Genomic DNA, 24,555 nt, shown 5'->3' with positions numbered 1-24,555 from the left:
CTAGCCATGGAGTGCTCCGTGGTCGGTTGAGGCGTGTAGTTCGTTTGACCTCTGAGCCAGGTCGAAGCTGTAGCGGATGTGCTCGTTGTGCCCGTCCGGGACGACCGGGAAAATGAGCGGCGCCTCGACGTAGCGGATCGCGTCCAGGTGGCTGCCGACCTCCTCGAGGGTCCACGACGGCCGGCACACGCCGGGGCTCTCCGCGATCACCGCCCGCGCCACCCGGCCCGCCAGCGCGATGAACAGTTCGCCGGTCACCGAACAGGACTCGTGCGCGAGCCAACCCACCACGGGCGCAACGAGTTCCGCGCCCATCGGCGGATAGGACGAGGTGTCGATGCCCTCGGCCATGCGCGTCACCGCGGCCGGCACGATCACGTTGCACCGCACGCCCTCGGCGGCACCTTCGAGCGCGACGACATTGGCCAACCCGATCACGCCGGCTTTGGCGGCCGCGTAGTTAGCCACGTGATGGTTTCCGTAGAGCCCGCCGATCGACGACGTCAGCACGATGCGGCCGTAGCCGGCGTTGCACATGAGCGGGAAGGCGGGCCGCACGACGTGGAACGCGCCGCGCAGGTGCACGTCGAGCACGGTGTCGAAGTCCTCGTAGCTCATCTCCTTGAGCGAGGCGCGGCGAACGTTGCCGGCGTTGTGCACCACCACGTCGATGCGGCCGTAACGTTCGAGCGCGGTCGTGACGATCTCCTGGCCGCCTTCGGGGGTCGCCACCGAGGCGCCGCAGGCGACGGCCTCACCGCCGGCCGCGGTGATCTCGGCGACCACCCGCTCGGCCGGTCCGGCGTCGGTACCCTCACCGTCCAAACCGCCGCCGACGTCGTTGACGACCACCTTGGCCCCGCGCGAGGCGAGCAGCTGCGCGTACGCACGGCCCAGCCCGCGGCCGGCGCCGGTCACCACGGCGACGCGGTCGTCGAACCGGAGTTGTGGCGCAATGGTTTCGGTCAAACGCCGAGCACCAACCCTTCCAGCTCACCTGCGTCGCGCCATGCCCGGAGCAGGTCCTCGAAGGCGTAGAAGCCGGGGCCGTACGGCTCGCCGAGGTGCGACCGGATGCCCTCGCCCCCGCCGCCGCCTTCGTTGTTGTAATAGCCGGGCGTGCATTGGGCGTCGAACGCCGAATTGTCGATCGCGGTTTCGCGGATCGTCGCGCACCACCGCTCCTGCGCCGCCTGGCTGGGCTCCACGGTGGTGGCGCCGCGTTTGAGCGCCTCGGCGATGATGTAGGCGATGTGCTCGCCCTGCAGCTCGTAGTTGGCCGCGATGTTGGCGGAGATGCCGACCTGAGTGAAGCCCGTGTAGAACTGGTTGGGGAATCCCCGGCTGGTCATCCCGTGCAACGTTTTGTAACCGGCGCTCCAATGGTCGAACAGCGACAGCCCGTCACGGCCCTGGATGGTCTCCATGGAGTAGCGGCGGCTGATCTCGGTGGTGATCTCGAAGCCGCTGGCGTAGATGATGCAGTCGACCTCGTACTCGACGCCGCCAGCGACCAGACCCTTCTCGGTGATGCGTTCCACGCCTTTGGAATCCGAGACGTCGACGAGGGTGACGTTGGGCCGGTTGAACACCGGCAGGTACTCGTCGTTGGACAGCGGCCGCTTGCACAGGAACCGGTAGTAGGGCTTGAGGGCCTCGGCGGTTTGCGGGTCCTCGACGATCGCCCCGATGCGGCGGCGCAGCCGCTCCATCAGCTTGTAGTCCTCTTCCTCGCGGATCGCCATGAACTGCTCGGGCGTCATCGAGGCGGGGTCGTCCAGGGCCAGCACCCGAGCCGCCGTGTTGCGGCCGAGCTCGGTCCAGAAGTCGCACACCAGGTCCGGCTGGCCCAGCGCCATGCCCTCGAACGTCCAGGAGTGGAAGTTGCGCTGCCGCTCCCGCTGCCAGCCCGGCCGCAGCGTCTTGACCCATTCCGGGTCGGTGGGCGCGTTGTTGCGCTCGTCGACCGTCGAGGGGGTGCGCTGGAAGACGTAGAGGTGCTGGGTGTCTCGGGCCAGGAACGGGACGATCTGGATGGCAGTGGCGCCGGTGCCGACGACGGCGACCTTCTTGTCGGCCAGCTTGTGCAGGTTGCCGCCCGTGTCGCCGCCGGTGTAGTCGTAGTCCCACCGCGACGAATGGAACGCGTGCCCCTTGAAGTCCTTGATCCCGGGGATGCCCGGCAGTTTGGGCCGGTGGAACGGGCCCGACGCCAGCACGACGAACCGGGCGCGGATGTCGTCGTCGCGGTTGGTGCTGATCCGCCACCGCTTGCTGTCCTCGTCCCACCGCAGATCGCGCACCTGGGTGGAGAAGATCGCCGAATCGTAGAGGCCGAAGTGCTTGCCGATGTTGCGGCAATGCTGATATATCTCGGCGCCGTCGGCGAACTTCTTCGACGGCATGAAGTCGAGCTCTTCGAGAAGCGGGATGTAGCAGTAGGATTCGTTGTCGCACTGGATGCCGGGATAACGGTTCCAGTACCAGACGCCGCCGAAGTCGCCGCCGAGCTCGATGACCCGTACGTCGTCGACGCCCGCCTTCTTCAGGTGGGCCGCCGACAGCAGACCCCCGAAGCCGCCGCCCAGGACCGCGACGTCGATGTCCTGGCGGATCGGCTCGCGCGGCGTCGCGGGTGTGTAGGGGTCGACCTCGTAGTAGCCGGCGAAGTCGTCCTCCAGTTCGATGTACTGCTTGGAACCTTCCTTGCGCAGCCGCTTTTCGCGCTCCTGGCGGTACTTCTCGCGCAGCGCGTCGATGTCGACGTCGTCGGGCGTCTGGGTGGGCCCGCATCCGTCTTGGTGCGTTTCCATGTCGGGGGTCATGCCTGGGGGCGCTCCTTTTCCGAAAGCTCCTGGGGCTCACCGGTCCCCATGTACCTCGACAGCTGGTAGTGCAGGTTGACGGTGCTGCGCTCGCGGTACGGGTTGGGCTTGGTGCCGCCGAAGCCAAGTGACTTCATGCCCTGCTGCACGGCGGCCATGTTAGAGAAGTCCTGCGGCAACACCGAGCGCCACCTGGGGTCCCCGACCGGGGTGTATTCCCATTCCGTCTGGGGCTCTTGGCCTTTGGGGTACAGCTCGAAGACCGACACCTCGAAGATGCACTTGTCCGGGTTGTAGCTGGGGTGCGGTCGTGCGCCGTAGCACAGCGCGCTGGTCAGGCCCTGGCCGATCTGGAAGTTCGGGAAGATCTGCCATGCGGTGCCGGCCTGCCCGAGGATGTCGGCGGGAATCGTCGGCCAAATGACCCCGCGGGCCTCGTCGTCGCGGCGCGCCGAGGCCAGCCAGTGCTCGAGGACCTGGTCGGCCGGTGTCCCCTCGGGCAGCTCGTCCACCAGCCGCTTGGCGGCGTTCACCAGCGTCTGCGTGGTGGTGGCGTTGGTCTCCTCCATCGTGTAAACCTGCATCTCCGCCGTCGACACGCGAGGATCGGCGCCGATGCCGAGGCGGATCTTGGACTTGGTGGCCTCCAAGTCCTCCGGCGCGTCATAGCCGATGTTGCTATGTCTGCCTTGGGCTTTCGCCCAGCCCTTGAACTCGCCGAACTTGTTGAACTCCGGATGCGTGGTGTAGACGTGGTAGGTCTCGTTGAAGGCCTCCAACGCAACCTTCCAGTTGCAGTCGAACGAGAGCCACTTGCGCCATTTGTAGCGCATGTTCTCCAGCCCAAAGGGGTCGAGGATCTTCGCGGCGGGGAACAGGAAATCGGCGAGCGGTTCGCAGTCGGGGTCCATGTTGATCCACAACCAGCCACCCCAGGTATCGACCCGCACCGGACGCAGGTGGGTGTTGTCTTCGGTGAGCGCGCCCTGCCAGTCCTGCTGTTCGCGTATGTGGGTGCACGCGCCGTCCAGGCCGTAGGTCCAGCCGTGGAAGCCACAGACGAACGACTTTCGGGTTCGCGCGCACGCGTTCTTGGCGCCCTCGGGAGTGTCGATCAGCCGGCGGCCGCGGTGCATGCACACGTTGTGGTGGGCGTGGAACTCCGCGGCGCCGGTGCGCACCACGATGATCGAGTCGTCGAGGATGTCGTAGGTCAGGTAGCTGCCCACCTCGGGCAATTCCTCGACCCGGCCGACCTGCTGCCATACCTTGCGCCACAGCTTGTCCCGTTCGGCGCGGGCATACTCCTCGGAGATGTAGGCCTCCACGCCGATGGTCATCGGTTGCGAAAGCTCCTCGGCCGCCGTGTCTTTCGCTAGATCGGTCATCACATCCTCCTGATTGCCGCGCGGAAGGATTCGTCCTTGAGAAACAGCGACGTGTTGTCGGCGCCGAGGTGGCTCCACTTGAGGTCCAGTCCGCCGTCGACCAGCAGCGTCTGGCCGGTGACGTAGCTCGACATCTGCGAGAGCAGAAACAGGATGGCGCCGGCCTGCTCTTCGGGCCGCCCACGGCGGCCCATCGCGATCGCCTGCCGGTCGCGATCGGGGTCCTCGTCGACGTAGGTGCGCGAGGCCGCCGTCTCGGTGACGCCGGGCGCCACCGCGTTGACCCGAATTCCCGCCGTCGCCAGCTCGAGTGCCATCGTCCGGGTCATCGCCACGATCGCCGCCTTGGCCGTCCCGTAGGCGATGTGAAACGGCGCGGTGTTCATGCCGCTGATCGAGGAGATCGACACGATCGACCCCGGGAGGTGATGGGCGACGAGCTCGCCCGCCACGGCCTGGCTCATGAAGAAGGCCGTCTCGAGGTTGTCGGCGAAGATCGTGCGCCAGTCGTCGCGCGCCACCCGGGTCGAGGGCATCCACGTCGACGGCTCGGCGCCGCCGGCGACATTGACCAGGCCGTACAAGTCACCGTCGGCGCGGCGCGCGTGGTCGAGCACCGCGGCGATGCCCTCGTCGGTGGATGCATCCGCGGCGACGGGCAGCACGGGCAGGCCCTGCTGCGCCAGTGGGGCGACGTGCTCGTCGAGGTTTTCCTTCGACCGGCTCACCGCGATCACGGTGGCCCCGGCCCGGGCGGCCATGGCCGTGACGGTCGTGCCGATGCCGCCCCCACCGGCGCCCGACACCACCACGACCCGCCCGTCGAGCCCTAGAAGATCCCCGTGATCCGCCATGACCTGCTTTCCCCTGCCGCCGGGCGTCGCGCGTCCCGCGGCGGGATTAATGCCTATTTTGTCCGGACAAAATATCGCATTCTGTCCTTTGGAGAACACTATTCCGATCGGCGGACTTCGGTGTCAAGATCGGTTCGCCGCGGTTTGGCGGCTATTGTCTGGACTAGGTGGAGTTGATAGCGTCCAGCCCAACCGGCTGACGGAAGGACCTCGGCGAGCATGTCCATTTCACGGGCCATCTCCGCGCAACCCTCGCGGTACGCGGCGCCACACCCCATGGACGTCGCCGAGGGCTGGACGCTCGAACGGGTCACCGCGCCCAGTCGGCTGTTCGGTGCCAACGGTCTGCGCACTGGCCCGGACGGCCGCGTCTACATCGCCCAGGTGACCGGCAGCCAGATCAGCGCGCTGGACCACCGGACCGGGGAACTGGTGACCGCCAGCCCCACGGGTGGCGACATCGTGGCGCCCGACGACGTCGCGTTCGACGCCGCCGGCAATCTGTACGCCACCGAGGTGATGGACGGCCGGGTCAGCGTCCGCGACACCGGCGGCCGAACGCGGGTGCTGCGCGACGACGTGCCGTCGGCCAACGGCATCACCTTCTACCGAGACCGGCTGTTCATCGGTGAATGCCGCGAGGGCGGGCGGCTGCTCGAATTCGACCTGACGGGCGGTCCGCCGCGGGTGCTCTTGGAGAACGTGCCCTCTCCGAACGCGATGGAGGTCGGCCCGGACGGGCTGCTGTACTTCCCGGTGATGGGTGCCAACGAGATCTGGCGCATCGACCCCGACGGGGGCGAGCCGCAGTGTGTGGCAACCGGTCTCGGCGTGCCCGACTCGGTCAAGTTCGATGCCCGGGGCCACATCGTCTCGACCCAGGTGGCAACCGGACAGGTGCTGCGCATCGATCCGCGCAGCGGCGAGCAACGCTTGCTCGCCCAGCTGAACCCGGGGCTGGACAACTGCACGTTCGTCGGCGATCGGCTGTTCGTTTCCAACTTCACCGGCGAGATCACCGAGATCTCGCCCGACGGCACAGCGCGATCCGTGCTGGCGGGCGGGCTCAACTGGCCGCTGGATCTCACGGTGGGCCACGACGGGCGGCTCTACATCGCCGACGGCACCTACTTCTACGTCGCCCTGCCCGACGGATCACTGCACACCGCCGGAATGTTGTTCAGCCCCGGTTATCCCGGGTTCCTGCGCGGTGTGGCGGCAAGCGGTCCCGGTGAGTTCGTCGTGACCACGTCCGGCGGCCAGGTCGGCCGGTACCGGCCCGAGGCCAACGAAACCGACGTGCTCGCAGACGGTTTCGACCAGCTCTACGGCGTCGCCCTGAGCCCAGCCGGTGTGGTGTTCGCGGAGCTGGGCACCGGGCGGGTGCTGTCCTGGGAGTCGGGAGATGTCGAGGTGCTGGCGACCGGGCTGCGTGAACCGGTCGGCGTCGCGATCGATGCCAACGGGTCCGCCATGGTGGCGGAGGCAGGGGCCGGGCGGGTGATCCGGGTGAACGGGTCGAGCCTCGACACCGTCGCCGCCGATCTGCAACGCCCGCAGGGCATTCTGGTCCGCGGAGATGTGCTCTACGTGGTCGACGCCGGCGCCAAGGAGCTGGTCGCGTTCGATCTGAGCACCAACGCGCGGCAGACGATCGCGTCCGGGCTGCCGGTCGGTCCCCCGCCGGGTGTGACGCCCAAACCGCTGCGCGGCATGCCGCCGTTCTCCGGGCCGCAGGGCCCGTTCGCCGGCATCGCCGCCGCGGGCGACGGGACGTTGTATATCTCGGCCGACGGCGACGGCAGCGTGCTGGCCTTGCGCCCGACCCCGGGCGGTCCGTGATGCCCCAGGCCCTTGCCGGCGACCACCGCTACCTTCAGATCGCGCGCACGCTGCGCAAGGAGATCGTCGACGGCGTCTACCCGGTGGGCTCGCAGCTACCCACCGAACACCAGCTGTGCGAGCGCTTCGCGGTGAGCCGCTACACCATCCGCGAGGCCCTGCGGCGCCTGCGCGAGGACAACCTGGTCGCATCCCGGCCCAGGGCCGGCACCCGTGTCGTTCCCCGGCCGGCGTCGAGTTCCTATGCCCAGGACGCGATGTCGATCGACGACCTGCTCGCGTTCGCGGCCGGCGCGCAGCTGACCATCGAATCCAACGCGATGGTGACCATCGACGCCGAGCTCGCCGCCCGCACCGGCCTGGACGTCGGCTCCCAGTGGCTGTCGGTGCGCGGCTACCGGCAGGCCGACGGCGCGGCGGTGCCGATGTGCCGGACTGAGTACTACATCAACCGCAGTTTCGCCGCCGTGGGCAGGCTGCTGCAACGCCACGTCGGCCCGATCTTTCCGTTGATCGAGGATCTGTTCGGCGTGAGCGTCGCCCAGTTGCACCAGGAGATCGCCGCGGTCCTGCTGTCACCGGAACTGGCCGACGGACTCGGTGTGGAGGCGGGGACGGCCGCGCTGCAGATGCGGCGCACGTACACGACCTCCGATGGCGAGATCGCGCAGGTGACCATCAACACCCACCTGTCGTCGAGGTTTCGGTACGCGATGACCATGCGACGCGTGGACGAATAGGCAGCCCCGAGATGAGGTCGCGGTGACCGCCAAAGCGCCCCAGGACACGGCCGATGCTTCGGAGGCATACCGGCGCGGGTTATGGGTACGCACCACGCTGGCCGACGCGCTGCGCTCGGCCGCCCAGGCCGCGCCGCGGCGAATCGCCTTGGTGGACGGAGACATTCGCCTGGATTGCGCGTCGCTCCACGCCCAGGCCAACGTGCTGGCAGCGGCCCTGTTGGCGCGCATGCCGACAGGCAGCGTCGTGTCGTTCATGTTGCCGAACTGGCACGAGGCCGCCGTCATCTACCTGGGCGCGACACTCGCCGGGATGGTGGTGAACCCGATCCTGCCGTCGCTGCGCAGCCACGACCTGCGCTTCATCCTCGACGATGCCGGCACCGCAATGCTTTTCGTCCCGCAACGCCACGGCGGCCACGACTACGCGGCGATGCTCGATCGCGTGACGGCCGCCATGGGCCGCGCCCCGGAGGTGGTGGTGCTGCGCGGTGACGCCGGTCCGCACACGCCGTATGCCTCGCTGCTCGGCCGGTCGCCGGCCGATGCTCCTGGGCTGCCGGCGCTGGACCCCGATTCCGTGCGGATGGTCCTGTATACGTCCGGCACCACCAGCCGCCCGAAAGGCGTCCTGCACACCCACAATTCGCTGCACGCCCTGATCTGTCAGATCCGCGACCACTGGATGATCGCGCCGGGCGACACGTTCCTGGTGCCGTCCCCGATCGCGCACATCGGCGGCTCGATATACGCCTTCGAATGCCCGCTGCTGCTGGGCACCACCGCGGTGCTGATGGACCGGTGGGACGCCTCGGAGGCGGTTACCCTGATGGACTCGCAGGCGTGCACCCACATGGCCGGGGCCACGCCGTTTCTGCAGCAGCTGTTGGCCGCCGCCGAGCGCGCCGACACTCGCCTGCCGGATTTGAAGGTGTTCATCTGCGGCGGCGCCTCGGTGTCGCCCTCGCTGATCCGCCGCGCCGCAGACTATTTCGAGCAGGCCGTGGTCACCCGGGTGTACGGCTGCACGGAAGTGCCCGTCGCGACCGTCGGCGCCCCCCGACCGGATGAGGCCGGTGCCGCGGCGGATACCGACGGCCGGCCCGGAATCGCCGAGATCAAGCTCGTCGCCCACGAGGCCGCGCCCGCCGGCGACGGGGAGATCTGCGTGCGCGGCCCGCAGATGCTGCGGGGTTATCTGCACCCGGAAGACGGCGCCGAGTCCTTCGATGCCGCAGGGTTTTTCCGCACCGGTGACCTCGGACGCTGGGTCTCATCCGGTTTCGAAGACCAGTACCTGGTGGTCACCGGCCGCGCCAAGGACATCATCATCCGCAGCGGCGAGAACATCTCGGCCAAAGAGGTCGAGGACCTGCTCGCCGACCATCCCGGCATCGCCGAGATCGCGGTCGTCGGGCTGCCCGACGACCGCACCGGAGAGCGGGCCTGTGCGGTGATCGTCCCCGCGGGTGCGCCCGCCCCGGACGTCGCGAGTCTGCTTGCGCTGCTGGTGAGCAAGGGAGTCGCCAAATTCAAGGCGCCCGAACAGGTCGTGATCTGGGACGCCCTGCCCAAGAACGACGCGGGCAAGGTTCTCAAGCACCGGATCCGGGTGTCGCTGATACACGGCGATCGCGAGGGCGGCGCAGCCGGGCGCCGCGGAGGGACTAAGGATGGGTGAGATGCAGGTCGCAATCGTCACTGGCGCGAGCAGCGGCATCGGCTTGGGGTGCGCGAGGAAGCTCGCCGAGATGGGCATGGCGGTCGTCGGCACCGGCCGCGACCGGAGCCGGCTGGCCGAACTGGCAAGCGCGGTCGGCGATCCGGATCGCGTCGCGACACTGGCCGTCGACCTGACCGCCGACGACGCCCCGCGCCGCATCGTGGACCTCGCAGTCGACCGGTGGGGCCACATCGACTTCCTGATCAACAATGCCGGGGTGGGCAGCCCCAAGCCGCTGCACGAAACCGACGACGAAACCCTGGACTATTTCCTGGGTTTGATGCTGCGGGCGCCGTTTCGGCTGGCGCGCGACGTGCTGCCGCACATGAAACCCGGGTCCGCGATCATCAACGTCACCTCGACCTTCGCGGTCGTCGGCGGCCTGCGCGGCGGCGCGTATTCCGCCGCCAAGGGCGGGCTGACCGCGCTGACCACTCACATCGCCTGTCAGTACGGTGCGTCGGGCATCCGGTGCAACGCCGTCGCCCCCGGGGTGACGGTGACGCCGATGGTGGAGAAGCGCTTGGAGGACGAGCGATTCCGCAAGATCAACACCGAGATGACCCCGCATCAGCGGCTGGGCCGCATCGACGACATCGCCAGCACCGTCGCCTTCCTGTGTTCGCCGGGGGGAAGTTTCATCAACGGCCAGACGATCGTCGTCGATGGCGGATGGAGCTCGACGAAGTATCTCTCCGAGTTCGCGTTGTCGTCACAGTGGATCGAGCGATGAATCTGTTCGCCATGCTCGACCAGGCCGCGAGCCGGTTTCCCGATCGTGGCGCCCTGTACCTCGGGGAACGCCGCATGTACACGTGGATCGAGCTGCGGGACCGGGCATTACGCCTGGCGGCGTCGATCCGCGGGCAGCACGGCGCGGGCGCCCGGATCGCGATCGCGACCCACAACCGCCCCGAGATCGTCGAGTTGATGTTCGCGATCTGGGCCGCCGAGTGCGTCGTGGTCCCGATCAACTACAAGCTGCATCCGCGCGAAATAGTGCAGATCCTTCAGGACGCGGGCGCCGCGCGGGTATTCGCGTCGTCGCCCATCGCTGCCGCGCTTGCGCCCCTGACCGGGACCCCTACGGAAATCCTTGATTCCGAGGGGTTTTCGCGGCGGTTTGCCGTCGACCCAGCGCGGCCGCCGCGCACGGACCAGTCGGCGCTGGCGTGGCTGTTCTACACCAGCGGAACCACCGGCCGGTCGAAGGGCGCGATGCTTTCGCACCGCAACCTCACCGCGATGACGGTCGCCCACCTCGCCGACATCGATGCCCCCGACGAGGGCTGCAGCCTGGTGCACGCGGGGCCGATGTCACACGGGTCCGGACTCTACGTCCTGCCGTACGTGCTGCGCGGCGCCCGACAGGTGGTGCCCTCGTCGGGGGCATTCGATCCCGACGAGTTCCTCGATCTCTGCGCATATCACCCGGGCGCCAGCGCATTTCTGGCCCCGACGATGGTGCAACGGCTGGTCGAGACGGGCCGCAGCCGCCCGGCACATCTGCGGGCCATCATCTACGGCGGCGGACCCATGTACGTCGACAGCCTGCGCAAGGCGATCACGGCATTCGGCCCGATCTTCGCGCAGATCTACGGCCAGGGTGAATCGCCGATGACCATCACCGGGCTGCGCCGCGCCGATCACGACTCGGACGACGACGCGATCCTCGGGTCGGTCGGCTATGCGCGGTCCGGCATGGACGTCGCGGTGCTGCGCGCCGACGGCAGCCCGGCACCCGTCGGGGAGATCGGCGAAATCGTCTGCCGCGGTGACGCCGTCATGTCCGGGTACTGGGACAACCCCGAAGCGACCCGCGGCGCGCTCAAAGACGGCTGGCTCTACACCGGGGACATGGGTTCGTTCGACGCGCGCGGTTTCCTCACGCTGCGGGATCGGTCGAAGGACGTGGTCATCAGCGGCGGCAGCAACATCTACCCGCGGGAGGTCGAGGAGGTACTCCTCGAGCACCCCGGCGTCGCCGAGGCGTGCGTGGTGGGCGCCCCCGACGAGGAATGGGGTGAGGTGGTGGTCGCGTTCATCGTCGGCACAGACGATCCCGTCGAGCCCTCGGCGTTGGACGCACACCTGCTGACGCGCATCGCCCGCTTCAAGCGGCCCAAGCGCTACGAGTTCGTCGACGAGCTACCGAAAAACAGCTACGGCAAGGTGCTCAAGCGCGAACTGCGCGCCAGCCTGGCTCATTGAGCCCCGCCAAGCCACGAAAGGGAGGTCGCAAATGAAGTGTCGTGCCGCCGTCATCCGCGGGGTGGGCCAGGACTGGGAGATCCGTGAGATCGAGCTGGACCCGCCCCACGCGGGTGAAGTCCTGGTGCGGATGGCCGTCGCCGGGATCTGCCACTCCGACGACCACCTGTTCACCGGCGACGTCGTCCCGACGGCCGAGGCGATCGCCGCCAGCGGTCAGCCGGCACCGGATTGGTTCCCGCTGCTCGGCGGTCACGAGGGTGCCGGCGTTGTCGAAGAAGTCGGGCCCGGCGTGACGTCGGTGCGGCCGGGGGACCACGTGGCGCTGTCGTTCATTCCGGCGTGCGGCAGTTGCCGCTTCTGCGTGAACGGCCAGAGCTACATCTGCGACATCGGGGCGAGCCTGTTCGTCCGGGAGATGCCCACCGACGGAACCTGCCGCCGGCATCTGGGCGACGAAGACCTGTTGGCCTATGGGCAACTCGGCACGTTCGCCGAATATGCGGTGTTGTCGGAGAGGTCGGTCATCAAGATCGACGACGCGATCCCCTTCCATGCCGCTTCGCTCGTCTCGTGCGGGGTCAGCACCGGCTGGGGTTCCGCGACGATCTCCGCGGGCACCGAGCCCGGTGACACTGTCGTCGTCCTGGGCGCCGGGGGTGTCGGGATGAACGCCCTGCAGGGGGCCCGCGCCGTCGGAGCGAAGTACGTCCTTGCGGTGGATCCGGTTGAGTCCAAACGAGATTCGGCCAAGATCTTCGGCGCCACGCATACCGCCGCCTCCGCACAGGAGGCGATCCCGCTGGTCAATGAGATCACCGCGGGCCTGATGGCGGACCGCGTCGTGATCTGCCCCGGCGTGGTGCATGTCGACTTGCTGCCGTTGGCGATGGCGCTGCTGCGCAAGGGCGGCGTCTGCGTGCTCACCGGCATCACCCCGTTCACCGAGCCGCCGGTTCCGCTGGTGCTGCAGGAGATGACGCTGTCGGCCAAACAACTGCGGGGCGCGCTGTACGGCGGGATGAATCCGCGCACCAGCGTGCCGATGCTGTTGTCGCTGTACCAGGCCGGCGCCGTGAAACTCGACGAGTTGGTCACCCGTCACTATCGGCTCGAGCAGATCAACGAGGCGATGACGGATCTGCGGGAAGGCCGCAACATTCGCGGCGTGATCGATTTCGCCGGCGCGTGATCACCCGCTCAACCGGACGCGAAGTGACTGCGGATGCCGGCCAGCATCTTGACGTGCGCCTTGACCCCTTCGCGGATGGTCACCCCGGCCAGTGGCCGCGGGGCGGTGATCGAAATCCGCTCGGTCACCCGGGTGCCGCCGTCGGCCGGCTCGAAGCTCACCGTGCCGCGCAGCCGCACCCCCGGTGACTGGCTGGCCTCGGTGAGCACTTCGCCGCGCACGGGCACGTGCAGCCGGGCCTGATAATTGGTGCGAAGGGTGAACGGTCCCAACGGAATCCGGTCGACGACGCGGTAGGTCTGCCGGTAGCCGTGCGGGGTTTCGCTGCGGGACACCGTTTCCACGGACACGATCAGCGGATGCACGAGCTTGATGTTGTTCAGGTCGACGTAGAAGCCGCGGACCGCGTCGGGGGCTGCGGGCACTTGTTCACTGAGTGTCCGGTCGGCATGCACGGTCCACCAGCTCATGGAAGAAATCTAGCCCTGCGGCGGCGCCCCGCTTACCGTGGACGCAGAAGCGAGCGGAGAAGACATGGGCACGCACGGTCAGGTCGTCGAGCGTTACCTGGAATGCCTGGCCGCTCACGACTGGGACGGACTCGCCGCCACCATCACCGAGGACGGCCTGACCCGGGAGGGGCCGTTCTGCGACGTGGTCGAGGGCAAGGCGCGCTACGTCGCCTACTTGCGCAAGGTCTGCACCAGCCTGCAGGGGCACCGGTTGGCGGTGCGGCGGGTCTCGCAGGTGGATTCGCGGGTGTGCTACGCCGAGCTGTCCGAGACGTTCGAGATTGACGGCGTCGCGACCACCTGGCCCGAGTGCATCCTCTTCGAGCAGGGCGACGACGGATTGATCTGTCACGTCAGCGTGTTCTTCAAGCAGCGGCAACCCGATCCCACGTAACGGTCTATTCCCTCGCCTGCTGAATTGACCTAACGTGTCATGAATGGAGGCAGATGGAACTCCGGAGTCGGTGCCGGTCGAGAAATTGCACTCGGGCGACCCGATCACCGATTGTGGTCAGCGGTACATAGTTCTCGAATCGAAATCCTTCAGCGATAGCTGCGTGGTGCTCGAGCTGGAGTCCAGGGTCGATCACCAGCTGCAGGTCATCGAGAAGTCGTTTCCGACCGGGTACCAGGTGGGCAGGGCGAACCACCGAATTCTGTAGCGAATTCTTATTGCCCGAATATTGCGCGAGTAGCCGGTGACGGCTACCGCGCATTCATGTTTTGCGGGCTTTGTCACCCTGGGCGCGGCGGCACGGTCCAAACCCACTGCGGTGCTTAGCTTTCGCGTGGCGGCCGGATGTCGTTGGGGTCGTTGGGGTCCGGCTCGCCGAACCAGCGCGACGGCTCGTGCGTGCCGTACGCATCGTGCCAGTCCCACCATTCATACGGGGCGCTCTGCGGGTAGCCCTCCGGCGAATCCTCCCAGTTTTCCTGGCGTCCCAACGCGGTCATATCCAGGAAGCTCCACGTGGTTCCGAGCGCCTCGTCGCCGCGGTTGTTGATGAAGTAGGTGCGGAACACCCGGTCGCCGTCGTGGATGAAGGCGTTGGTGCCGTGCCATTCGTCGACGCCGAAATCGCTGTCGAATCGATCGGTGATGGTGTACCACGGCATCTTCCAGTCCATCCGCGCCTTGAGTCGCTCGATGTCGGCCTGCGGCGCGCGCGAAGCGAACACCAGCGTGGTGTCGCGGGCGTTCAGGTGAGCCAGGTTGCCGACGTGGTCGGCGATCATCGAGCAGCCGCGGCACGCGTGGTCGGGCCAGCCGTGGATGTCGGGCCCGTAAAAGGCGCGATAGACGACGAGTTGGCGCCGGCCACCGAACAGGCCCAACAGGTCGACCCTGCCCTCGGGTCCCTCGAATTCATAGGTGGAGTCGACGGCCGTCCACGGCATCCGGCGCCGCATGGCCGCGAGCGCGTCATGGGCGCGGGTGAGTTCCTTCTCCTTGACCAGCAGTTGCTGATGCGCCCTGGCCCACTGCTCGGCCGACACGATCGGCGGTGTGTTCATCCTTGCCTCCCTTTTCGATCTTCGGGTCTCAGGTAAGCGGCGAGAGTCCGGCCGCGGTGAGCAGATACGCGTCGTGGTCGGTGGCGGCGCCGGTCGCGATCTCGAGCACCGACGTGCCCACCTGTTCGGGGGTGAGTGCGGGCCCGGCGGCCTGCACGAAGGAGTCGACGTCGACGCCTTGGCGCCCGGCGTAGGCCGCGACGGCGGCCGCGCCCAGGTCCGTGGCCGGGGTCAGCCGCGGCAGCACGGCGGTGAAGCCGATCCCGAGACCCGCGCGTTGCGATTCGGCGGCGGCGTAGCTGGTGATGAACCTGACGGTGGCCTTCGCGCCCGCATAGCCTCCCGACAGCGGTGATCCGTTCACCGCGGCGCCGCTGGACATCACGATCACCGAACTGCCCGGCGCCAGCGGGTGCCGCAACGCGCGGCGAACCCAGTGAAACGCCTGCGCGACGTCCCAGTCCCAGTTCGCGCTGAACGTCTCCCACGTCTGGTCCTGCAGCGGCGCCATGCGCGGCGTCGCGCCGGCGCACAGCACCAGCGTGCGCGGCCGGTATTCGTCGATCAGCCGGTCGGCCGTGGCGGGATCGGCGGCGTCGGCCACCACCGGGATGAAGGCGTCGCCGAGCTGGGCGCGCACCTCGTCGAGTTGTGACCGGGTGCGCGCGACCCCGACGACCCGCGCGCCGCCCGCCACCAACGCCGCCGCGATGGCGCGGCCGAATCCGCGGCCCGCGCCGGTCACGATCGCCGTGGCCCCCTCGGCGTGGGCGGTGCCGGTTTCCTTCATGGTCGTGGTCCCTCTCTGCTGTGGTCCTGCGGCCGGGGCCGCGCCTTCACTAATTCAGATACGGCGCCGCGGCCGGATTCATCGCGTGCGGCCGATGAATTTCGGTAGCCCGATGTCTCTAAACGAGTAGGTTCTTCACCCAGCCGAAAGGAGGGGCCGTGCCGGCGCAGGACGATTTCGTTGAGCAGGCGGCGCCTTTTCGCGCCGAGCTGATCGCGCACTGCTACCGCATGCTGGGTTCGGTGCACGACGCCGAAGACCTGGTCCAGGAGACATACCTGCGGGGGTGGCGCGGCTATCAGGCGTTCGAGGAACGCGCGGCGCTCAAGACGTGGCTGTATCGGATCGCCACCAACGCCTGCCTGCGCGCGCTGGAGAACCGGGCCCGCCGCGTGCTGCCGATGGGGGTGGGCGACGGATCGGTCGACCCCGACGCCGATTTCGACGCCAAGGCCGGCGCGCACGCGTGGCTCGAGCCGATTCCCGACGCAATGATGTTCAAGAGCCCGGAAGACGACCTGACCGCAAAGCAGAGCGTGCGGCTGGCCGTGATGACCGCCCTGCAAGAGCTTCCGGCGCGGCAGCGCGCCGTGCTGATCCTGCGCGACGTCGTACAGTTCAGCGCCGCCGAGGTTGCCGAGCTGCTCGAGACCACACCCGCGGCGGTCAACAGTTCGCTGCAGCGCGCCCGGGCGCACCTTGCCGAACTCTCGCCGGCCGAGGAGAACATGTCCGAGCCCGGCGACGCCCAGCGCCGCGAATTGCTCGACCGGTATTGCGCGGCATTCGAAAACGCGGACATGGCGGCGCTGACGGCGCTGCTGCAAGCCGACGTCAAGCTCGAAATGCCGCCGATGCCAGTGTGGTTCACCGGCCGAGACGCCGTGCTGCGGTTCCTCGCCGGACGCGCCCTGGCTCCGCGAGGCGACATTGTGATGATCCCGACAGCCGCGAATGCGCAACCCGCCGTTGCCGAATACCGCCGTAGCGCCGACGGGACCATGCGGGCGCACTCCATCCACGTCTTGACCACCGGCGTCACCGGGGTCGCGAGCATCACCGTCTTCCTCGACGCAGGGTTGTTCCCCACGTTTGGTTTGTCGGCAACCCGGTAACCTCTGCACAGGGACGTAATCGCACCCCTTGCTCACTAAGGGAGGCCCGACCTGCACCGGCTTGCATTGTCGAGGTGTCGTCGCACGGTCTTACCTTCCCGGCCCACGTGTGGACAGGTCCTCCACACGTCAGGATCATTAGGCGCGGTAGACGTAGTGAAGGGTGACGAGTGAAGATTCCCGGCGTTTCCAGCGTCGTCGCCGGCGTAGCCGGCGGAGCCGCGCAGGTGGTGCGGGCCGGTGTGTCCACCGCGGCGGGGGCGGCGGGCGCGCTGCAGACGTTGGCCAGTCCGGTGACCGAACTAGCCGGCCCGGTCATTCAATCGGTTGCTCAAACGACGGGCCGGGCGATCGGACTGGACGGTTCGTCCAGCGGCTCGCCCACCGCGATCTTGCCGCCGGTGCGCTGGCACAGCGGGCACCGAGTGCACCTCGATCTCGATCCGCTGCTGCCCTTCCCGCGTTGGCACGAGTACGCGCCCGCCGTCGAGGAGCCGGTGCGCCGGATCCCCGGTGTGGCCAAGGCCCATGTCGAGGGCTCGCTGGGCCGGTTGGTGGTGGAGCTGTCCGACGACGCGGACGGCGACGCCGTCTTGGACGAGGTGCGCGCGACCGTCTCCTCGATCGCCTCGGACATCACCTGGTCGAAATCGGAGTCGCCGCCGCTGTCCGCGCCGTTCGCCGACCCGGGCAACCCGCTGGCGATTCTGGTGCCCCTGACCGCGGCGGCCATGGACGTCGTCGCGATGGGGGCCGCGGTCACCGGATGGGTCACCCGGTTGCCCGCCGCGCCGCAGACCACCCGCGCCGCCGCCGCGCTCATCAACCATCAACCGCGGATGGTGTCGATCCTGGAGGCGCGGTTGGGCCGGGTCGGCACCGACATCGCGCTGGCCGCGACCACGGCCGCCGCCCACGGACTCACGCAATCGTTCGGCACCCCACTGCTGGATCTGACCCAACGCACCCTGCAGGTCTCCGAGGCGTCGGCGCACCGGCGGGTGTGGCGCGACCGCGAGCCGCAGCTGGCCTCCCCCGACCGGCCGCAGGCCCCGGTCGTCCCCGTCATCTCCTCGGCCAAGTCGGAGCTGCCCCGGCACAGCTGGGCCGCGTCGGCCGCCGGGGAGGCCTCCCACGTCGTGGTCGGCGGCACCATCGACGCGGCGATGGACAAGGCGAAAGGCTCGATGGCCGGGCCGGTGGAAAGCTACGTCGATTCGGCGGCCAACGGCTCGCTGATCGCGGCGGTCAGCGCGCTGGTCGCCGGCGGCGGCACCGAGGACGCGGCCGCGGCCATCGAAGCGGGGGTGCCCAGGGCCGCGCACATGGGCCGCCAGGCGTTCGCGGCGATATTGGGCCGCGGGCTCGCCAATTCCGGGCAACTCGTCCTCGACCCGGGCGCGCTGCGCCGCCTGGACCGGGTGAAGGTGGTCGTCATCGACGGCGCCGCGCTGCGCGGCGATCACCGCGCGGTCTTGCGTGTCCGCGGCGACGCTCCCGGCTGGGACGACGACCGCGTCTACGAGGTGGCCGACGCGCTGCTGCACGGCGAAGAGGCGCCCGAGCCCGACGCCGACGAGTTACCCGCGACCGGGGCGCGGCTGAAATGGGTTCGCACCCAAGGACCTTCGGCGACACCCGCGCAGGGCCTGGAAAGCGCCGACCTGATCGTCGACGGCGAATGCGTGGGCAGCGTCGACGTGGGCTGGGAGGTCGACCCCTACGCGATCCCGCTCTTTCAGACCGCCAACCGCACCGGCGCGCGGGTGGTGCTACGCCACGTCGCGGGCACCGAGGACCTCACCGCCAGCGTCGGCACCACGCACCCGCCCGGCACGCCGCTGCTGAACGTGGTCCGCGAGCTGAGAGCCGACCGTGGGCCGGTGCTGCTGATCACCGCGCTGCATCGCGACTTCGCCTCGACCGACACCCTTGCCGCGCTCGCGATCGCCGATGTCGGTGTGGCCCTTGATGATCCGCGCGCCGCCACGGCGTGGACCGCCGACATCATCACCGGCACCGACCTGGCCGACGCGGTACGCATCCTCTCGGCGATCCCGGTGGCCCGCTCGGCCAGCGAATCGGCGGTGCACCTGGCGCAGGGCGGCACCACGCTGGCCGGCCTGCTGCTGGTCACCGGCGAGCAGGAGGCGGGCACCAGCCCGGTCAGCTTCCGGCGCTGGCTCAACCCGGTCAATGCCGCCGCGGCCACCGCCCTGCTGGCGGGGACCTTCTCGGCCGCCCGGGTGCTCCGGCTGCCCGACCCCACGCCGCAGCCGCTGACCGCCTGGCACGCACTGGATCCCGAGATCGTCTACTCGCGGCTGGCCGGCGGCGCGCGCCCGATGGCCGTCGAAACCGAGCCGTCCTGGCGGCGTCGCCTCGACGACCTGTCCTACAGCCCGGCGCTGCAACCCCTGCGCAAGCCCCTGCACAACGCCGTCCGGCTGGCGTCGGCCACCCGGACCGAACTCGCCGACCCGCTGACGCCGATCCTGGCCGTCGGCGCGGCGGCCTCGGCGATCGTCGGCAGCAACATCGACGCGCTGCTGGTCGCCGGGGTCATGACCGTCAACGCGATCACCGGTGGGGCGCAACGGCTCCGGGCCGAGTCCGCCGCCGCCGAACTGTTCGCCGAGCAGGACCAGCTGGTGCGCCGGGTGGTCGTTCCGGCCGTCGCGACGACCCGCCGTCGGCTCGAGGCCGCCCGGCACGCGACCCGCACGGCCACGGTGTCCGCGAAGTCGTTGCGGCCCGGCGACGTCATCGACCTGGCCGCACCCGAAGTGGTGCCCGCCGATGCCCGCCTGCTGATCGCCGAAGACCTCGAGGTGGACGAATCCCTGCTGACCGGCGAATCGCTTCCGGTCGACAAGCAGGTGGACCCCGTCGCGGTCAACGACCCCGACCGCGCCAGCATGCTGTTCGAGGGCAGCACCATCGTCGCCGGGCACGCCCGGGCGATCGTGGTCGCCACCGGCGTCGGCACGGCCGCGCACCGCGCGATCTCGGCGGTCGCCGACGTCGAGACCGCGGCCGGAATCCAGGCCCGGCTGCGGGAACTCACCAGCAAGGTGCTGCCCCTGACGCTGGCCGGCGGCGCGACGGTGTCGGCGCTGGCGCTGCTGCGCCGCGCCCCGCTGCGCCAGGCGGGCGCCGACGGCGTGGCGATCGCGGTGGCCGCCGTGCCCGAGGGCCTGCCCCTGGTGGCCACCCTCTCCCAGCTCTCGGCCGCCCAGCGGCTGACCGCGCGCGGGGCCCTGGTCCGCGCGCCGCGCACCATCGAGGCGCTGGGCCGCGTCGACACCGTGTGTTTCGACAAGACCGGCACGCTCACCGAGAACCGGCTGCGCGTGGTGTGCGCGGTGCCCGAGGACGTCGACCCGCACGACCCCTTCCCCAAGCTGACCGACCCGGAATCGGCCGGGCTGCTGCGGGCCGCGGCGCGGGCGTCGGCCCAGCCGCAGGAAGGCCAGGGGCATGCACACGCCACCGACGAGGCGATCCTGACCGCGGCGAGTTCGCTGAACGGCCAAAGCGATTCGGACTGGGCGATGCTCGCCGAGGTCCCGTTCGAATCCAGCCGCGGCTTCGCCGCCGCCATCGGCACCGTGGGGCACGACAACGGGCACCCCGCCGACGCACCGGTGCTGGTCCTCAAGGGGGCCCCCGAAGTCATCCTGCCGCGCTGCAAGTTCGCAGACCCGAAAGCCGACCGGCAGCGGGCCGAGGCGGTGGTGCACGGTCTCGCCGAGCAGGGGCTGCGGGTGCTCGCCGTGGCGCAGCGCGGCTGGAAGCACGAAACCGACGACGACGACACGGACGCCGACGCCGTCGACGTCGCGGCGAAGAACCTCGAGCTGCTCGGCTACGTCGGCCTGGCCGACACCGCCCGCGCGTCGGCGCGTCCGCTGATCGAGGCGCTGGTGGACGCCGACCGCGACGTCGTGCTGATCACCGGCGATCACCCCGTCACCGCGCGGGCGATCGCCCGGCAACTGGGCCTGCCCGAGGGCGCCCGGGTGGTGACCGGCGCCGAACTCGCCGGTCTCGACGAGGACGCGTGCGCCAAGCTGGTCGCCGACGTGCAGGTGTTCGCCCGCGTCAGCCCCGAGCAGAAGGTGCAGATCGTGGCCGCGCTGCAGCGCTGCGGCCGAGTCACCGCGATGGTCGGGGACGGCGCCAACGACGCCGCCGCCATCCGGATGGCCGACGTCGGTATCGGGGTGAGCGGTAGGGGCTCGTCGGCCGCCCGCGGCGCCGCCGACATCGTGTTGACCGACGAGGATTTGGGCGTGCTGATGGACGCCCTGGTCGAGGGCCGCAGCATGTGGGCCGGCGTTCGCGACGCCGTCACCATTCTGGTCGGCGGCAACGTCGGTGAGGTGCTGTTCACCATCATCGGCACCGCCTTCGGCGCCGGCCGCGCCCCGGTGGGAACCCGTCAGCTGCTGCTGGTCAACCTGCTCACCGACATGTTCCCCGCGCTCGCGGTGGCCGTCACCTCGCAATACATCGAGCCGGACGAGGCCGAGTACGAATCGGCCGAGGCCGCCGAAGAGGCGCGCCGCCTGCACCGCCGGGCCGTGCTCACCGGGGCCACGCCCTCGCTCGACGCACCGCTGATGCGCCAGATCGTCACCCGCGGCGCTGTCACGGCCGCCGGGGCGACGGCCGCCTGGGCGATCGGGCGCTGGACGCCGGGCACCGAACGCCGCACGGCGACAATGGGTTTGACCGCGCTGGTGACGACGCAGCTGGCGCAGACCCTGCTGACACGCCGGCACAGCCCGCTGGTCGTGGCGACCGCCCTGGGCAGCGCCGGCGTCCTGGTCGGGATCGTGCAGACCCCGGTGATCAGTCAGTTCTTCGGGTGCACGCCGCTGGGGCCGGTGGCCTGGTCCGGGGTGCTGGGGTCGACGGCGGGTGCCACCGCGATCTCGGCGCTGGCACCCAACTGGCTGGCCAAGCAGGTCGCCGCCCTGGAGCCCGGGGAAGACTGACCGCTAGCCGGACAGCTCCCGGCCCAGCACCTTGCCGGTGGGGTTACGCGGAATGCTGCCCACGACGTTGATGTCGCGGGGCTGTTCGAAGCGGGAGACCCGGCCCTTCAAATATTCGCGCAGCTCGGTGGCGTCGATCTCGCTGCCCGGCTGGGCGACCACGAACGCCGCCAGCCGCTGACCGAACCGTTCGTCGGGGACCCCGATGACCGCGTTCTCGGCGACTGCGGGGTGCTGGGCGAGCGCGTTTTCGACCGCGCGCGGGTAGACGTTCTCGCCGCCGGAGATGATCATGTCGTCTTCGCGCCCGACGATGAAGAGCCGGCCCGCGTTGTCGAGATAGCCCATGTCGCCGGTGCTGGTCATGCCGTCGACGACGGCCTTCGCGGCGCCATCGGTGTAGCCGTCGCTGGTCAGTTCGCCGCCGACGAAGATCCGCCCGGTGACCCGCGGACCGACCGGCTTGTCGTTCTTGTTGAAGATTCGCACCGGGCATCCGACGACCGGTCTTCCGACGGTTTCTGGCGCTTCGCGCAGATCCGCGGGCGTGGCCAGCGCTCCGATGCCGACCTCGGTGGAGCCGTAGCCGTTGTAGAGGATGTCGCCGTAGGCGTCCATGAACCGCTGGCCCAGCGTGGGATCGAGGCGGTCGCCACTGGAGATGACCGTCCGCAAGTACGGCAGCGGGTTGCGCGCCCGCACCTGCTCGGGCAGCTCCAGGATGCGCGCGAGCACGACGGGCACCGCGGTGAAGGCGTCGGCGCGATGCAGCGACGCCTGGGCCAGCGCGGTTTCGGCGTCGAACTCGCGGCGGGTGAGCACGGTCCCCCCGAGCGCCAGGGTCAGCATCAGCATGCCCAGCCCCAGGCCATGAAACATGGGCATTGTTACCGAGATTCGTGAACCGGTGTGCAGCCGGGTGCGATCCAGGATCGTCACCCACACGCCCAGCGCCGAGCGCAGCTGCGGCGTACGGGGCACCCCTTTGGGGGTGCCGGTGGTGCCCGATGTCAGCAACACGATGCGGCCGGGGGAGGCCACGGCCGGTCTGCGGGCGCCCTCGTCGGTGCCGGCCGTCGCCGGATCGACGGTGACGACCGATTCGTCCGCGGCCCGCAGCCGCCCGGCGAATTCGCCGTCGGCGACCACGGTCGCAATGCGGTGCGCTCGCACCGCGGCCGCCAGGGCGTCGCTGCGGAACTCCGTACTCATCGGCACGACATCGGCGCCCAGCAGGGCGGCGGCGAACACACCCGCCACGAATCCGCGTCCGTTGCGGCACATCACCCCGACCACCTGCCCGGGTGCAACACCGTCATCGGCCAGCCGCCGCGCCAGCGACTCGGTCGCTTGTTGGAGCTGTCGATAGCTCAGCGCACCGTCGTCGTCGACGATGGCCGTCCGGTCGGGCCAGCGGGCCGTCGTGACCGCCAGCAGCGTGTAGGGGTTGGTGCCGCCCCGGCGTGCCTCGCGCAGCAGCCGGAAACCCGCGAGCGGCGTCGGCGGGCTCAGCAGGCCCGAGCGCAGCAGGGCGCGGGCGGCGGTGGGAATCACCCGGTCAGTCGTCATCGTCGGCCTCGTCGGTGTCGGACTCGCTGAAGAATCGGCGATGCCACAGCCGCGCGGCGTAATCGGCCGGCCCGGCCAGCAGCACCGAGGCCAACTCGGCCGGCAGCACCCAGGGGGGTTCGATGGTGCGGGGCCGTTCGATGACCGCCTTGGCGATGGCGTCGGCGGCCTCGTCCGCCGACAGGCCGGGAAGCCGGGTCAGCAGCGGGGTGGGCGCGATCATCCTGGTTCGCACCAGCGCGAAGTAGACCGTGGTCACATCGACGCCGTCGGTGTGCAATTCCGGCGCCACGCTGCGCAACCAGCGGTCGAAGGCGCCCTTCGACGCCTGATAGGCACCCCATTGCGGACCGGGCGCCACCCGCACGCCGACACTCGACACGTTCACGATGTGCCCGCCGCCGCGGCCCCGCATGGCCGGGAGCAACCCCAGGAGCAGCCGCACCGGCCCCAGGTAGTTGATGTCGATGGTGCGCTGGAAGTCGTGCGGCCGGTCGTATTGGTCATGCAGCGAGCGCCGCAACGATTTGCCGGCGTTGCTCACCACGATGCCGGGCGGGCCGTGCTCCTCGACGATCCGCTTGGTCAGCGTGCTCACCGCGGATTCGTCGGTGAGGTCGGTCGGGTAGGCGACCGCGTGGCCCCCACCGGCATTGATCGCCGCCGTGAGGTCGCACAGTCGTTCCTCGGATCGCGCGACGACGAGGACGGTCGCCCCCGCGGCGGCCAGGCTGCGCGCGGTCGCCTCACCGATGCCGTAGGAGGCGCCGGTCACCAAGACGGTCTTGCCACAGACGGCGCCGCGCAACCTGTCGAGATCCGACACCCGCGCCGGGTTGGCCACGTGGTCCGTGACCATGTTCAAGGCCTGCGTTAGTGCGTTCAACTTCGCTGCCGCATTCACTCGAGCCGTTCGCCGAGGTCGGCTGTAGCTTCACCGTGACCCCGGCTCGTAACTACGAGTAGCAGACCACACTGCGGAACGGGTCCGCCGTCCGGCCCTGCGGCGTGCTTACGGGGCGACCTCGGCGACGAGTGGGCACGGCGGGTCCGGGCGCCCGCGCCGGATAGCGTCGCGCACAACCGAACTCGGCCCGTCCGCAGTCGCGGCGGTTATTTTATGAGAACACGGTAATTTCGGTGTTTCGGGTGTTTAAGCGGCGTGTTGCCTGGGCACAATGGCGGCATGATCGCACGTCACGTCATTCGTTCCCTCGGTTCAGCCGTAGTTCTCGCAGCGTCGGGCGTGGCCGTTTCGGCCCTGTCCGCTTCCGTT

At 69.4% G+C, this 24,555-nt stretch carries 19 protein-coding genes; 10 read left to right on the top strand and 9 right to left on the bottom strand.

Annotation, left to right across the window (positions count from 1 at the left end):
* The 4 genes from DQP57_RS05440 to DQP57_RS05425 are packed head-to-tail and all read right to left on the bottom strand — an operon-like array spanning window position 1 to window position 5,067.
* Window positions 1-969, bottom strand: a complete 969-nt coding sequence (locus DQP57_RS05440; protein ID WP_112632026.1) for an SDR family NAD(P)-dependent oxidoreductase — start codon at window positions 967-969, stop codon at window positions 1-3.
* Window positions 966-2,825, bottom strand: coding sequence for a flavin-containing monooxygenase (locus DQP57_RS05435; RefSeq protein WP_205869049.1), 1,860 nt, complete (start codon window positions 2,823-2,825; stop codon window positions 966-968). Before DQP57_RS05435 ends, DQP57_RS05440 begins: the two co-directional genes overlap by 4 nt.
* Window positions 2,822-4,213 (bottom strand): aromatic ring-hydroxylating oxygenase subunit alpha, encoded by a 1,392-nt coding sequence (locus DQP57_RS05430; protein ID WP_112632025.1) that lies wholly within the window; start codon window positions 4,211-4,213, stop codon window positions 2,822-2,824. Before DQP57_RS05430 ends, DQP57_RS05435 begins: the two co-directional genes overlap by 4 nt.
* Window positions 4,213-5,067 (bottom strand): SDR family NAD(P)-dependent oxidoreductase, encoded by an 855-nt coding sequence (locus DQP57_RS05425; protein ID WP_112632024.1) that lies wholly within the window; start codon window positions 5,065-5,067, stop codon window positions 4,213-4,215. The genes DQP57_RS05430 and DQP57_RS05425 overlap by 1 nt, the downstream gene beginning before the upstream one ends.
* Window positions 5,068-5,286: 219 nt before the next feature.
* Here DQP57_RS05425 and DQP57_RS05420 point away from each other — a divergent pair, with 219 nt between their 5' ends.
* The 6 genes from DQP57_RS05420 to DQP57_RS05395 are packed head-to-tail and all read left to right on the top strand — an operon-like array spanning window position 5,287 to window position 12,775.
* Window positions 5,287-6,909, top strand: coding sequence for an SMP-30/gluconolactonase/LRE family protein (locus tag DQP57_RS05420; RefSeq protein ID WP_112632023.1), 1,623 nt, complete (start codon window positions 5,287-5,289; stop codon window positions 6,907-6,909).
* Entirely contained in the window at window positions 6,909-7,649 is a 741-nt protein-coding gene (locus tag DQP57_RS05415; RefSeq protein ID WP_112632022.1) for a GntR family transcriptional regulator, read from the top strand. Before DQP57_RS05420 ends, DQP57_RS05415 begins: the two co-directional genes overlap by 1 nt.
* Window positions 7,650-7,671: 22 nt before the next feature.
* Window positions 7,672-9,330: an AMP-binding protein gene (locus DQP57_RS05410; RefSeq protein WP_112632021.1), complete on the top strand. Its 1,659-nt coding sequence runs from the start codon at window positions 7,672-7,674 to the stop codon at window positions 9,328-9,330.
* Window positions 9,323-10,105: an SDR family NAD(P)-dependent oxidoreductase gene (locus tag DQP57_RS05405; protein WP_205869048.1), complete on the top strand. Its 783-nt coding sequence runs from the start codon at window positions 9,323-9,325 to the stop codon at window positions 10,103-10,105. The genes DQP57_RS05410 and DQP57_RS05405 overlap by 8 nt, the downstream gene beginning before the upstream one ends.
* Window positions 10,102-11,583 (top strand): acyl-CoA synthetase, encoded by a 1,482-nt coding sequence (locus DQP57_RS05400; RefSeq protein WP_205869047.1) that lies wholly within the window; start codon window positions 10,102-10,104, stop codon window positions 11,581-11,583. The genes DQP57_RS05405 and DQP57_RS05400 overlap by 4 nt, the downstream gene beginning before the upstream one ends.
* Before the next feature lie 31 nt (window positions 11,584-11,614).
* Entirely contained in the window at window positions 11,615-12,775 is a 1,161-nt protein-coding gene (locus tag DQP57_RS05395) for an NDMA-dependent alcohol dehydrogenase (protein WP_112632019.1), read from the top strand.
* A gap of 8 nt (window positions 12,776-12,783) precedes the next feature.
* Here DQP57_RS05395 and DQP57_RS05390 read toward each other — a convergent pair whose 3' ends face one another.
* The gene (locus tag DQP57_RS05390) at window positions 12,784-13,245 is read right to left on the bottom strand and encodes an SRPBCC family protein (protein WP_112632018.1); all 462 of its coding nucleotides are present in this window, start codon (window positions 13,243-13,245) and stop codon (window positions 12,784-12,786) included.
* Window positions 13,246-13,309: 64 nt separating this feature from the next.
* Here DQP57_RS05390 and DQP57_RS05385 point away from each other — a divergent pair, with 64 nt between their 5' ends.
* Together DQP57_RS05385 and DQP57_RS05380 are read left to right on the top strand one after the other, a co-directional pair.
* Complete coding sequence (locus DQP57_RS05385; RefSeq protein ID WP_112632017.1) at window positions 13,310-13,681, top strand: nuclear transport factor 2 family protein; 372 nt, start codon at window positions 13,310-13,312, stop codon at window positions 13,679-13,681.
* Window positions 13,682-13,724: 43 nt separating this feature from the next.
* Entirely contained in the window at window positions 13,725-13,949 is a 225-nt protein-coding gene (locus DQP57_RS05380; RefSeq protein ID WP_083063764.1) for a hypothetical protein, read from the top strand.
* 115 nt (window positions 13,950-14,064) lie between these two features.
* Here the strand turns inward: DQP57_RS05380 and DQP57_RS05375 are convergent, their stop codons facing one another.
* Together DQP57_RS05375 and DQP57_RS05370 are read right to left on the bottom strand one after the other, a co-directional pair.
* Complete coding sequence (locus DQP57_RS05375; protein WP_112632016.1) at window positions 14,065-14,802, bottom strand: DUF899 domain-containing protein; 738 nt, start codon at window positions 14,800-14,802, stop codon at window positions 14,065-14,067.
* Window positions 14,803-14,830: 28 nt separating this feature from the next.
* Window positions 14,831-15,592, bottom strand: coding sequence for an SDR family oxidoreductase (locus tag DQP57_RS05370; protein WP_112632015.1), 762 nt, complete (start codon window positions 15,590-15,592; stop codon window positions 14,831-14,833).
* A gap of 158 nt (window positions 15,593-15,750) precedes the next feature.
* Here DQP57_RS05370 and DQP57_RS05365 point away from each other — a divergent pair, with 158 nt between their 5' ends.
* The gene (locus tag DQP57_RS05365; RefSeq protein WP_112632014.1) at window positions 15,751-16,707 is read left to right on the top strand and encodes a sigma-70 family RNA polymerase sigma factor; all 957 of its coding nucleotides are present in this window, start codon (window positions 15,751-15,753) and stop codon (window positions 16,705-16,707) included.
* A 170-nt stretch (window positions 16,708-16,877) separates the two neighbouring features.
* Window positions 16,878-21,710 (top strand): cation-translocating P-type ATPase, encoded by a 4,833-nt coding sequence (locus DQP57_RS05360; RefSeq protein WP_112632013.1) that lies wholly within the window; start codon window positions 16,878-16,880, stop codon window positions 21,708-21,710.
* Between the two features lie 3 nt (window positions 21,711-21,713).
* On the opposite strand, the gene DQP57_RS05355 is transcribed toward DQP57_RS05360, so the two are convergent.
* Both DQP57_RS05355 and DQP57_RS05350 read right to left on the bottom strand, forming a co-directional pair.
* Window positions 21,714-23,279: an AMP-binding protein gene (locus tag DQP57_RS05355; protein ID WP_112632012.1), complete on the bottom strand. Its 1,566-nt coding sequence runs from the start codon at window positions 23,277-23,279 to the stop codon at window positions 21,714-21,716.
* Window positions 23,269-24,138, bottom strand: coding sequence for an SDR family NAD(P)-dependent oxidoreductase (locus tag DQP57_RS05350; protein ID WP_112632011.1), 870 nt, complete (start codon window positions 24,136-24,138; stop codon window positions 23,269-23,271). Before DQP57_RS05350 ends, DQP57_RS05355 begins: the two co-directional genes overlap by 11 nt.
* Between the last annotated feature and the right edge of the window lie 417 nt (window positions 24,139-24,555).

Origin of the sequence: Mycobacterium colombiense (genome assembly GCF_003284935.1) — a bacterium.
In the GTDB taxonomy this organism is placed as follows: Bacteria; Actinomycetota; Actinomycetes; order Mycobacteriales; family Mycobacteriaceae; genus Mycobacterium; species Mycobacterium arosiense_A.
This window is presented reverse-complemented; position numbering and strand designations above follow the sequence as displayed.